This window comes from Rhodohalobacter sp. (assembly GCF_034521535.1).
In the GTDB taxonomy this organism is placed as follows: Bacteria; Bacteroidota; Rhodothermia; order Balneolales; family Balneolaceae; genus Rhodohalobacter.
Genome location: NZ_JAXHMF010000005.1, coordinates 855,394 through 867,636, shown reverse-complemented (window position 1 = coordinate 867,636; position 12,243 = coordinate 855,394). Strand labels below are relative to the sequence as shown.

Sequence of the window (12,243 nt, the reverse complement as noted above, 5' to 3'; positions counted from 1 at the left end):
GATTCCTTAAAAAATGAGATCAAATAATACTGAATAAGAAAGTCGAATTTTGCCCTATCTTCAAAACAAAAAATTTAAGTACCCAATTGTCCCATCGGGACAACACATGGGTAGCCCCGGATGAAATCCGGGGTAGAATAGACGTCTACCTTTTATCGCCGAATAGAGGGATTAGTTTAAAATATTGTATTGAATTGAGGCGACATTGCAAAACATCATTTCATACCACCATCAAAAAACTCATATTCCATTTCATCCTCTCTCCAGCGATGACAAAAACTTATCTGTGGATTCCCAGATTGCTTCTTTCTGCTCGTCCGACTTTTTATTATCAAACATATTCACCATAAAATTTACCCGGCCGCTGTCGTTAAATGTCTCTCGCTGTTTATCCACAAAATTCCAGTAGAGGTAGTTAAACGGACACGCCTTTTCCCCTGTCTTTTTGGTAACACTGTATTCACAATTTTTGCAGTAGTCACCCATCTTGTTGATGTAATTCCCACTCGACACATACGGCTTTGATGCCAGGACTCCACCGTCTGCAAACGTGCTCATTCCCAAAACATTCGGTAGCTCCACCCACTCGTATGCGTCCGCATAAGCAGTCAGAAACCATTGTTCCAGTTCTCGCGGATCAGTCTCGGTCAGATTACTAAAATTGCTTAGTATCATCAGTCGCTGAATGTGATGGGAATAGGCCTGGTCAATGACCGGCTTCAGGCTCTCCTCCATGCACTTCATCTTTGTTTTACCCGTCCAGAACATAGATGGTAATTTTTTCTCGAAACCAAAATGGTTGGTATCTCTCACTTCCGGCATCATCGCCTCGTAATAGATTCGGATAAATTCACGCCAGCCAATAATTTGTCGTATTAGTCCCTCAACCGAATTTAAGCGTGCTTCATCTTTCTTATAACGATCAATAGCTGCTTCACAAACCTCAGTCGGAAGTATTATCCCGTTGTTCATGTAGATAGACAGCTGCGAGTGAAACAGAGTGTTATTTCCGGTTTTCAGAGCATCTTCATACGGGCCAAATTCATCCAGTCTCTCTTCCAGAAACTGGTCCATCAGTTCCAACACCTGCTCACGGTTTACCGCATAACCGAAATTATCACTATGGCCAAAACTATCAGGAAAATAGTCGTTCACCATCTCAATCACTTCTTGCGTGATCTCATCCGGTTCAAACCTCTTGATCTCCGGCACGGGATGATCTTTCGGCAGTTTTTCCCTGTTCTGCTCGTCGTAATTCCATTCGCCACCCTCGGGGTCATCGCCACTCATTAGATATCCGGTTTTTCTTCGCATATCTCTGTAAAAATATTCCATACGGTAACCCGGCTCGATCTTCTCTTTCCACTCGTCAGGATCAGCCAGAAAAAATCCGTTAGCGATCTCTTCTACTCTGCCATCATACTCATCTGCAACCTTTCTTAATCTTTCTCTCGAGTCCCACTCAGATGGAGTCATATATGTAAGATCTCCATCATATTGTGATAAAATTTCTTGCAGCCCATCATCAAAGTGTTCCGGCGTAGAGTGGTACAATACATCAAAACCTTTCTCTGCACATTCAATCGCAAAATGTCGCATACTGCTCAATACATATACCGCTTTCTTTTTATGATGTGGAACCTCCCTTCCTTTCTCCCTGCTCTCCATAAAGATCAAGAGCGGCTTTTCTTCCAAAATCCAGTCCGGCCAGGCGTTCAGGTTTAGCTGGTCGTGGAGAATGAATACAGCTTTCTGAAATAATTCCAGTTTCGGTCTATCAATTTTTTGATCTATTTGGTTAAGATATTTTCTCGGCATGTGTGAATAGGTTCATTAAATTTGATTGCAGTTAACACAATTTCCCAAAAGAAATCATTTCCGACTTGCGATTTATTTTATTACTATTTATATAGTACTAGTCATTTAATAAAAACTGTAAGATTTTATATGCGAATCTTAATACTACTCCTGTTTATAACACTCTCGGCATTATCTGCTCAAGGCCAAACAATCGTAAAATCCTTTGAAGCAGCCGAACAGCAATCCATTGACATCCTGGAAATCGAAGAAGGATATGGTGATGCACTGAACTCGAATCCGGAATACTGTGTATTTGAGGGACGACAAACTGATTTTATTGACAGCTATCGAAAACTTATTTCAGATATTTCGTCCCATCTCGTTTCAAATGGTTTTTTGTTTGACGGAGACACCCGTATGTTCACTCGGATATATTTTGACACAGACGGGTTCATTGAGCACTACTACTATAGCAGCAAACAAGCCGGATTCAGCTTAGAGCAGGAAGAACAATTCAATTCACTTCTCGAGCCTTTTTTAAGCAGTTACAAATTCAATCAAAAAGCAGATAAACCGTACGCCCAATGCAGTCCTGTTGTTTTTGCAGCACCGACCGGCAAATAGTTTCTTGTCGTAAAACCAAAAAATCAGATAAATCATGAAAAGATCACTCACACCACTCGGCGAAACTGAAATGGAAATACTGCATCACGTATGGGAATTGGGGGAAGCTTCCGTTGCCGACGTTCGTGAGAGAATGCTTGAGTATCGCGAGGTGGCTTATACCACGGTTATGACCATCATGAAAAATCTTGCCGATAAAGAGTTTCTGAAATATCGTAAGGAAGGTTTAAGCTACATTTACAGCGCTGCCATCAACCCTGATGAAGTTCGCGGGAACCTGGTTCATGAGATCGTAGATAAAGTATTTAAAGGATCTTCTAAAGATCTCGTTCAGGCATTGGTCGAAAATGAGAAGCTGACCGCAAAAGAGCGTAAAGAGATCAAGGATATGATTGACAAAATTGAGGATTAAGTCATGGATATTCTAATTTTACAAATTGCTGAATTGGCTGAATCCATTTTTGATGCGATTTGGCTTCCTGTAGTCATCTGGACAGTATTTACTGCGCTTATATGGACAGCTCTCCGCTTGATGAAAAACATTCATCCGGTCTACCAATATCATACAAGAATGGCCCTTATTTTTTCGCTTCCTGCCGGTCTTCTTGCGCTGGTTGCCATTAATAATCTGGCTGATTGGATATCAACATCAACTTCAGAAGCCACGCTCAAAGTGCTTACGTTAACCAGCCCGGTTGATGTAACTTTCATACCGGAGGAATCTACCGGACTGCCGCTCATATCTGTGATCCAGACAATTCTGTTTACGGTATTTATTTTAGGGATGGTTTATTTCATATCCCGAATTTTTATGCACAGCTACAATCTGGTGAAACTCCGCAGCAGCTGTTCATTCAAGCCTATTAAAGAACTTGATCATTTAAGTTCAAATAATTTTGGATTGGCACTTGCAACGGGGAAAGACGTACAGATTACCTTTTTAGATTCAGATATCATCCCGGTTACCTTTGGATTCAGGAATCCTGTCATTTTGCTACCGGTTTCGTTGAAAAGTCAACCCCATAAGATGAATTTAGCGATTCGCCACGAGTTGACTCACATTTCTCAGCACGACTTCTTTTCACATCTGATGGTTATTCTTACGGAAGCTGTTTTCTGGTTCCATCCTCTTGTACACAGGCTGAAGAGAGAACTGATCGACTATCGGGAAATGCGGTGCGACAATATGGTTTTAAGTGAATCATCGATATCCAGAAAGGAGTATGCCTCCCTTCTGCTTGAACTGATACCGATGCCCAACCTCAACAAAGAACTTTCCGTAAATATGGCTCAGGAATCATCTAACCTAAAAAAGAGGATCACAATGATTACTCAACAAACCAAAACTCAACAGATTCCGAAGTGGTCGAGCCTTCTTCTGCTTGGAATTGTCTTTTTAACCACTGCATTTGCCATGGCCTGTACCGATATGCAAACACAAACCGTGTTTGATGAAGAGGAGCTGGATCTGATGACCAACATCGACAAAACCGGCGAGCAGGGCTATCATGAGATTATCATCTACATGAGTGAAGAAGAGCAGGCGAACCGTCATGAAAGTAAATTGGAACAGCTTCGAATGCTTGAGCCTGAACACATCGAAGCCATTCAAATATGGAAAGGTGACCAGGCAGTTGAAAAGTTTGGCTCGCGAGGAGAAAAAGGCGTAATCCAGGTTCGAACCAAATTGGATGCAGAATCTTACAACAACACACTTAGGGCATTGGGAATGAATCCGGTAAATCCAGAATCTCTCACACCTGAAGATGGCGTAGAGGCTCAGCAAGATGATTTCTTTGTAGTCGTCGAAAAGATGCCGGAGTTAATTGGAGGACTGGGATCAATACAGCAGAAAATGCGCTATCCAGAAATGGCTCGGAAAGCAGGAATTGAAGGGCGCGTCTATGTACAGTTTGTTGTGGATGAAAACGGGAATGTTGTAGATCCACAGATTCTTCGCGGAATCGGTGGCGGCGCGGATGAAGAAGCCATTCGGGTTGTAAGTCAGGCAAAATTTAAACCCGGCATGCAGCGCGGAAAGCCTGTTAGAGTCAAATATTCACTACCTATTCTGTTTAGTTTGGGAAATGATGAATCTGTTGACTCTGAATCAGGACAAACAAGCTCAGCTGAAGTGGAAGCTCCTGCAACCATGGGGAAAAGAATGATTATGGAAGTTCGTAATGAAGATGGACAACTGCGTGGCAGAGTTCTGGACGGCGAAACTAGGCAGCCACTTTCAGGTGTCAATGTTATCCTGACAGGCTCAAATGTTGGCGCATCCACAGACAGTAATGGCAACTTTTCTATTGAAGCCGATGGATCAGGTGAATACGAACTCATTTTCTCCTACGTAGGATATGAAAAAGCTTCGTTTAGTATCACACGCTGAGCCATAGCGTGCGGAATGAAGAATCGGTTTCCGATTCTTTTCAAAAGCGGAATCCTTCACGGGGTTCCGCTTTTTTTGTTTATCCTGATTTTGTGTATTCTCTGTCTATTCATTTATAGATAAACCCCAAATAACTTTATAACAATGCATCAAACTTCAAACAATTTGGGTTTGACAATTTTTTCGATTCTACTTCCCATTCTGATTTTCTCTTCTTGCAGCACGTCAAATAATGTGGTTGAACCGGATCTGAATTCCCTTGATCTTGATGTTGAACTGGCCGATGAAAACAGTTCCTATCATACGATCACTCTTTCAGGGTTCACTTTGGTGAATCCAAATCAATATGACAAAGCTCTTCATAAACTGGAAAATCATTATCCGGAAGACGTAACTGACATTGGTCGGAATTCAGATCAAATTACTGCCACAATTAAGGATGATCCAATCTCTTACAATCGGGTTTTATGGTCATTGGGCAGTGAGCACTTCAAGAAACACTCTACAGATTACGAAAGTCCTGAACCAACAGGAACTGGCAGGGATGAAATGCCCGAGCTTATTGGCGGAATAAATGCCCTGATGTCTGAGGTCCGGTATCCGGCTGGCCTTAACGGCATAGAGGGACGTGTTATGGTTGAATTCATCGTCTCGCGTTTCGGAGAGGTGGAGGAGCCGTTCGTCACTCGCTCACTGCACTCTGCAGCCGATCGCGAGGCCATTCGAGCTGTAAAAGAGATGAAATTTAAGCCCGGCATAATAGACGGAGTTCCGGTGAAGGTCAAATACACACTACCGGTATTTTTCAGAGCACCCTGATTTTAATTGACTTACTATTCGAAATTCATTCGACATATATCTCAACTTTTGCCAAAAAATAAAACCTGCACTTTTTGAAACCCTTTCTCTATCATTACGTATCAAAACTAAAGCTCATAATTAAATTCATTTAGAAGGATAATAATCATGCCGGCTAAGCTCAGAAAATCTCGTACCGATAAAATGATTGCAGGTGTATGCGGAGGAATTGCCGATTACCTGGGATGGGATTCTACCATCGTGCGAATCATCTTCTTAATCCTTGTCTTCTCATCCGTGGGAACCATGGTGCTATTTTATTTCATTTTGGCTCTGATAATGCCGGATTAAAAAATCCTTTTGGATTATATCTTACCGCTAAGCATCTTTTACTACTCGAATGAAAAGCGGTTAATTATGAAAATTGCCATTCTTGGTGAACAAAACCGTGCCACTGCATGGGAAAAGCACCTCAGAAAATTATCAGCCATTACGGAAGTTGTTATTACATCGTCCATTCCTGAAAAGGATAGTGTTGATGCCGCAATCCTGCTTGATAACACGGATCTTAAGCTTAACTCCCTGGAGCAGCTCATTAAGCTCGGGATTCACTCCTATCTGGTTTCTCACCTGCCACTAGACGAAAAAGCTCTCGAAAAAGTACACCATTCGGCACAGGAAGCGGATGTCAGGGTTCAGTTTAGTCATTGGCCCTCACTGGCTCCGGCATCGTTGTGGATGAAGCAGAAGATCAAAAAACCGAACCTGATTCAAATCAAAAGAGAGGTAAAATTTTTATCCGGTGCAATTGATCAAACTGAAATTGATCATCACTGGATTGATGAAGTAGCCTGGATTATCAAAAGTCTTGGAGGAAATGTTCACCGGATAGAAGCAAAACCCATGGTGATTAATCAAGTTCGGCTAGGGCTGAATGTAACGCTTCGATATGAAGACTCTTCCGTTGCTTCCATTCAGTTTTCTGCTTTGGGAGGAACCAATCTCCATCAAAGAATAATATCTGATGAAAATTTGGCCATAGATTGCGATGCCATTCATCAGCTGGTGCATCTTTACAGGGTCAATGATTTTGGAAATCTTAAAAAGGAGACCAAAAAGTTTGATCCAAAATCGACCGCAGAAGTTTCCGTTTTACAGTTCATTAAGTCAATCCAGCTCGAACGGGATACACTGTTTAATGCTTATGATGCGCTCCAAACAGCAAAAATTGTAGATAAAATTCACAATCAAATTCGGAAAATGTAATTTCTGAAGAAAATATATTAACTCATTTTCTTCAGCATCTTAAAAGCCATTTTCAGCTTTCCTCTCGACATCACCGAATCGATAAAATTAAACTGACCGCCTGAAAGTTTTTCACCTCCATCAATGGTTACGGTTTCTCCCGTGATATAGGGAGCCATGTCGCTCATCAAAAATGAGGCGAGATTTGCCAGCTCTTCGTGCTCACCGTATCGACCGGCCGGAATTTTTTCGAGATATTTTTTTTCAAATTTCTTATTTGGAAAAAGCCGGGTCCACGCACCTTCGGTTGGAAAAGGTCCCGGAGCAATGGCGTTCACCCTAATTCCGTAGGTTCCCCACTCGTATGCAAGCGAACGCGTCATTGCCAGCACTCCCGCTTTTCCGCAGGCAGATGGCAGTACGAAAGCCGAACCGGCATCTTCGGCGTAGGTTGTCACGATGTTCAGAATATTGCCTTCTTTCTTATTGTCGATCAGATAGTTACCAAAATGATGAGTACAGTTGAAACTGCCGTGGAGTACGATATCAACGATGGATTTAAAACCACCGGGTGAGAGATCTTCTGATGCACTCAAAAAGTTACCGGCAGCATTATTTACGAGACCGGTCATTTTCCCAAAGTCTTTGACAATCTGGTCAATCATCTCTCCTATTTTCTCATAATCCCGCACATCCACAGAATACCATTTCACCTCGCCTCCATATTCTTTCAGTTCTTCCGTGGCATCCTTTAATTTCTGCTCCGTCCGTCCGCAGATTGCAATGTCGGCTCCCAGTTCAGCAAACTTCTTTGCCATGGAGAGTCCCAGGCCGCTTCCGCCGCCGGTGATGAGAATGACTTCGTCTTTAAGTGTGTCTTCTTTGAACATGATCAAGTCTATTATGTGATGAAATATGTGTTTGTACCAAAACCTCCCCTCTTGAGAGGGGAAATGGTAATATGAAAGCGCAAAGCGCGATTCATATAGCCGCGGGGTGTGTTCTCTAAATGTTTATAGAAGGGTTAGTTTTACTTTCAAACTCCGCATTTAATCAAACACACCCCTAAATCCCCTCTCAAGAGGGGACTTTTAGTCCTTTGTCTTTTCAAAACTCAGGACTCACAACTAAATCCTCTCAAAAATCCCCGCAGCACCCATACCGCCGCCGATACACATCGTTACCATTCCAAACTGCTTATCAAGGCGTTGAAGGTCGTGTAGGATCTGAGTGGTCAGCTTAGCACCGGTACAGCCCAGCGGATGACCCATCGCAATCGCCCCGCCGTTAATATTTACTTTATCCGGATCGAGCCCGATTTCTCGAATTACAGCGATTGATTGTGCCGCGAATGCTTCATTCAATTCTATTAAGTCAATATCATCAAGGCCGAAACCTGTCAGTTTCAACACTTTTGGAATCGCTTCAACCGGACCAATCCCCATGATCTCGGGAGCAACACCGGCAACGGAAAATCCATGATATTTCGCGATAGGTTTCAATCCCAGTTCTTCCGCTTTGGACCGGCTCATCACCAAAACACCGGCTGCCGCATCGTTCATTTGTGAAGAATTACCTGCAGTAACAGAGCCGCCGGTTTTAAACACCGCTCGCAATCCGCCAAGTGCTTCCAGATTCGTATCTTTTCTTGGGCCCTCATCCTGTTTGAACGTAAATTTTTCCTCAGCCACCTCACCATCTGAAGTTACATACTTATGAACCACATCAATCGGTGTGATCTGCTTATCGAAATATCCCTCTTCCCATGCTTTGATTGCTTTTTGATGACTTTCAAGAGCAAACTGATCCTGATCTTCACGGCTCACCCCATATTTATCTGCCACATTTTCGGCCGTAAGTCCCATATTGATATATACCTCAGGTCGATCCTTTGTCAGCTCAGGATTGGGCTGAAATGAGACTCCACCCATCGGAACCTGACTCATACTCTCAACACCGCCGGCAATCATAACCTCAGCACCACCGGCCATGATACGTTCAGCCGCCATAGCAATCGTTTGAAGTCCGGAAGAACAGAAACGATTAATCGTCATTCCCGGAACAGAATCGGGCAATCCTCCCAGAAATACAGACTGACGCGCTACATTCATCCCCTGTGAGGCCTCGGGAAAAGCACAACCCACAATCACATCATCCACCATTTCGGGTTTCACTGCAGGTGCATGCTTTAATAAATCCTTGATAATTTCTCCCATCAGGGAATCCGGCCGGGTAAAACGGAGGGAGCCCTTGTTGGCTTTTCCACAAGCAGTTCGTTTTGCTGCTACTATTACGACTTCGTTGTTTTTAGTCGTGAGTCTTGAGTCTTGAGTCATGAGGGTATGGTTTGTGTTTAGTTTCGTTGCTTCTTTTCGAGTACGTATAGCATTTTTTGGATTTCGTTTAGCTCGTTAAACAGAGAGTCGAAATCATCTTCTTTCAAATATTCAAGGTTTTTTGCAATCAATAGCTGTGTTTCCAGTTCACAGGCTGAGCCATATGAAATACCAAGAAAGTTCGCGAATTCTTTTTTCGATCTTCTACCTGCACCTTCTGCTATATTTGAACTGATTGATACAGCTGATCGTCTGATCTGTGAAGTCAATCCGTAAAGTTCAAATTTTGGGAAACTGATTGTCCTCCCATAAACATTCGTTGCAAGTTCAACTGCTCGTTTCCATACAATAAGATTTCTAAAATTATCCATGATTCTTCAGGTTTTATTAATAATTGTTCACTTACCTGTATGAATCCAAAAATCATAATTCCTTACACTTTTTTTTGTTTTTAGTCATGAGAAGCTAGTCTTGAGTCATGAGGTTATTCGATTTAATTCTCGAGTTTTACATTGACTATTTATTTCATCTTGACCACAACACCATTCCTCTCACGACTCAGGACTCACGACTCAAGACTAATTCCTAAGAGGTTTCCCCGTTTTCAACATATGCTCCATTCTCTTATGCGTCCGCTCATCCTGGAAACACTCGAGGATCGCATCGCGCTCCAGTTTCAGTACATACGATTCAGGGACTTCCTGCGCTTCACTAAGATCGCCACCGGTCATCACTTCAGCTACTTTACCGGCCAATACTTTATCATAGGGTGAAGCCCACTTCGCTTCTGCCATGATGTATAGCGTCACTTCCAGCACACTCATGCCCGTCTGACCCATCAGCTTGATCTTCGGTTCTGCCGGCGGACGATATCCTGCGTCGGCCATTGCTCTCGCCTGCTCTTTAGCCGTAGCCAGCAGCAGATCCCTGTTCATTACAATCATATCCGTATCGCGGAGATAACCTAGCTTCTTCGCTTTGGGTGCACCGTCGGAAACTTTAGCCATGCCAATGGTTTTGAATGCATCCTTCAGGTATGGAAGCGGATCAGCATCCTCATCTTCATTAACTTTGTCCATCGCTCTCATAAGCAGCTCCTTGGTTCCACCACCGGCGGGGATCAATCCAACGCCCAGCTCCACCAGACCGCAGTAGAATTCGTGATGTGCAACTACTTTATCGCAGTGCATCATAAACTCAACACCGCCACCAAAGCAGCGACCTGAAACCGCACCGATTACGGGAAACGGCTGATACCGCAATCCGACCGCCACGCGCTGGAAATTCTCCACGGCTTCTTTCACTTTCCCGAAATCTCCGCTTTGCAGTGCCTGGCCCGCTTCAGACAAGTTCGCACCATAACTGAAATTTTCATGATCGTGGCCAATCACCATGGCATCAAACTGTTCTTTTACGATCTCTGCTGCTTCCTCTACAGACTGAACGAGTTCAAACCCGAGTGTCTGCTGTTTGGTACGGAATTCGAACAGGGCAACACCATCACCCATGTCATAGAGTCCGGCACTTTTATTACCCCAAACCTCTTTGGCCATCACGCTTAAGCTTCGCAACAGTAACGGCTCCTTTTGCAGGTGGTGTCAGCTCTTCAGCTTTACCCGATGCCAGATTGTAAACCGTACCGTCATCTTTATAGAATGACTTTCGCCCGCTATCAAGCATCTGCTTCACAGATTCGGGAACTTCACGTCCCTCCTCTTCCATTCGCTTCACCGACTCCTCCACTCCGATGGCGTCCCACCGCTGAAACGGACCGAGTTCCCAGTTAAAACCCCACTGCATCGCCCGGTCAATCGATTCTACGGAATCTGTAATTTCAGGAATTCGATTGGCAGAATAGAGAAGCAGGTCGCAGTGAATCTCCCATAGAAACTTACCCGCTTTGTCATCCTGATTCACTAAATACTTCAGCCGCTCACCGGAGCTTTTAAACTCCTTTTTGGCTTTATCGGCCACCTCAAATGAAACTTCCTCTTGTGGTTCATACTCCAGGGTATCGGGATCAATTACATGATATTCATTTCCCTTTTCACCTTTCACTTTTTTGTAGAAACCGTGCCCTTTCTTATTTCCATGAGCACCTTCTTCAACCATTTTTTTGAAACCTTCAGGCACTTTAAAAAGCTCACGGCGCTCATCATCCGGTACGGCAGGGTAAAGATTTTCTGCCACGTGATTCAGAACATCCAGTCCGGCCATGTCGGCAGTTCTGAATGTAGCTGCTTTTGAGTAACCGGTTAGTGTACCGGTGAGAAAGTCGATCTCCTCAGCTCGGAATTTCCCGTTAAAAAACCATGGCATAATAGAAGCCATCGAAAAAACTCCGATACGGTTGGCAATAAAATTAGGCGTGTCCTTGCACTGAACAACACCTTTACCGAGAATCTTTTCACAGAAACCGGTCATATACTCCGTCACTGCATCATCCGTTTTTTTCGTCGGGATGATCTCCAGCAGCTTCATGTAGCGCGGCGGATTAAAAAAGTGTGTGCCTAAAAAATGGGCTTTAAACTCATCTGAAACCTCTTCACTGATATCAGAAATTGGCAGGCCGGATGTGTTGGAACTGACAATGGTGCCCGGCTTGCGAACATTCTCGATCTTGGCCATCATATCTTTTTTGATGTCCATCCGCTCCACAATTACCTCGCAAACCCAGTCGGCTTCGGCCGCCCAGTCCAGATTATCTTCAAAGTTTCCGGGTGTGATTCGCTCAGCCCAATCCGGATCACCCAATGGCGCCGGGTTCATCTTCGTTAATTTCTGAATATTCTCTTCTGTCGTTTTATTTGGCCTGTCCGGATCATCCGATTTTAGATCCAGTAATTTCACCTTCAGCCCTGCATTCACACAGTGAGCCGCAATTTGGCTACCCATCACTCCGGAACCGAGGATGAGTACGTTTTGGATTTTTTTAGTCTTGAGTCCTGAGTCTTGAGTCATTGTAATGGTCTTGAAATTGTTTAAAATTATTTTGGGCTGATGAGAAGTGCAGTATAAATCCTGAGATAATTCCCGAGTTTTCTCAAG

At 43.6% G+C, this 12,243-nt stretch carries 12 protein-coding genes; 6 read left to right on the top strand and 6 right to left on the bottom strand.

From position 1 onward, the window contains the following. Window positions 1–252: 252 nt before the first annotated feature. Window positions 253–1,818 carry a cryptochrome/photolyase family protein gene (locus U5K35_RS10780; protein ID WP_322571467.1) on the bottom strand — a complete coding sequence of 522 codons (1,566 nt, stop codon included), beginning with the start codon at window positions 1,816–1,818 and terminating at the stop codon, window positions 253–255. Window positions 1,819–1,947: 129 nt separating this feature from the next. On the opposite strand from U5K35_RS10780, the gene U5K35_RS10775 reads away from it, so the two are divergent. The 6 genes from U5K35_RS10775 (at window position 1,948) to U5K35_RS10750 (ending at window position 6,880) form a co-directional block, all read left to right on the top strand. Then, a complete protein-coding gene (locus tag U5K35_RS10775) occupies window positions 1,948–2,424 on the top strand; it encodes a hypothetical protein (protein ID WP_322571466.1) in 477 nt (158 codons plus the stop codon). Window positions 2,425–2,458: 34 nt separating this feature from the next. Then, window positions 2,459–2,836 (top strand): BlaI/MecI/CopY family transcriptional regulator, encoded by a 378-nt coding sequence (locus U5K35_RS10770; protein ID WP_322571465.1) that lies wholly within the window; start codon window positions 2,459–2,461, stop codon window positions 2,834–2,836. A 3-nt stretch (window positions 2,837–2,839) separates the two neighbouring features. Further along, on the top strand, window positions 2,840–4,816 hold the full coding sequence (locus tag U5K35_RS10765) for a TonB family protein (protein ID WP_322571464.1): 1,977 nt from the start codon (window positions 2,840–2,842) through the stop codon (window positions 4,814–4,816). Window positions 4,817–4,987: 171 nt separating this feature from the next. Next, a complete protein-coding gene (locus U5K35_RS10760) occupies window positions 4,988–5,635 on the top strand; it encodes an energy transducer TonB (RefSeq protein WP_322571463.1) in 648 nt (215 codons plus the stop codon). Between the two features lie 147 nt (window positions 5,636–5,782). Beyond that, window positions 5,783–5,965, top strand: coding sequence for a PspC domain-containing protein (locus U5K35_RS10755; protein WP_101072417.1), 183 nt, complete (start codon window positions 5,783–5,785; stop codon window positions 5,963–5,965). A gap of 66 nt (window positions 5,966–6,031) precedes the next feature. Continuing rightward, complete coding sequence (locus U5K35_RS10750) at window positions 6,032–6,880, top strand: hypothetical protein (protein ID WP_322571462.1); 849 nt, start codon at window positions 6,032–6,034, stop codon at window positions 6,878–6,880. A gap of 17 nt (window positions 6,881–6,897) precedes the next feature. Here the strand turns inward: U5K35_RS10750 and U5K35_RS10745 are convergent, their stop codons facing one another. The 5 genes from U5K35_RS10745 to U5K35_RS10725 all read right to left on the bottom strand — a co-directional run bounded on the left by U5K35_RS10745 (window position 6,898) and on the right by U5K35_RS10725 (window position 12,156). Next, window positions 6,898–7,749, bottom strand: a complete 852-nt coding sequence (locus tag U5K35_RS10745; RefSeq protein ID WP_322571461.1) for an SDR family oxidoreductase — start codon at window positions 7,747–7,749, stop codon at window positions 6,898–6,900. A 237-nt stretch (window positions 7,750–7,986) separates the two neighbouring features. Next, window positions 7,987–9,195, bottom strand: a complete 1,209-nt coding sequence (locus U5K35_RS10740) for an acetyl-CoA C-acyltransferase (protein WP_322571460.1) — start codon at window positions 9,193–9,195, stop codon at window positions 7,987–7,989. A gap of 17 nt (window positions 9,196–9,212) precedes the next feature. Further along, window positions 9,213–9,566: a four helix bundle protein gene (locus U5K35_RS10735; protein WP_322571459.1), complete on the bottom strand. Its 354-nt coding sequence runs from the start codon at window positions 9,564–9,566 to the stop codon at window positions 9,213–9,215. 207 nt (window positions 9,567–9,773) lie between these two features. Continuing rightward, window positions 9,774–10,766: an enoyl-CoA hydratase/isomerase family protein gene (locus tag U5K35_RS10730; RefSeq protein WP_322571458.1), complete on the bottom strand. Its 993-nt coding sequence runs from the start codon at window positions 10,764–10,766 to the stop codon at window positions 9,774–9,776. After that, window positions 10,726–12,156: a 3-hydroxyacyl-CoA dehydrogenase gene (locus U5K35_RS10725; protein ID WP_322571457.1), complete on the bottom strand. Its 1,431-nt coding sequence runs from the start codon at window positions 12,154–12,156 to the stop codon at window positions 10,726–10,728. The genes U5K35_RS10730 and U5K35_RS10725 overlap by 41 nt, the downstream gene beginning before the upstream one ends. Window positions 12,157–12,243 lie beyond the last annotated feature (87 nt).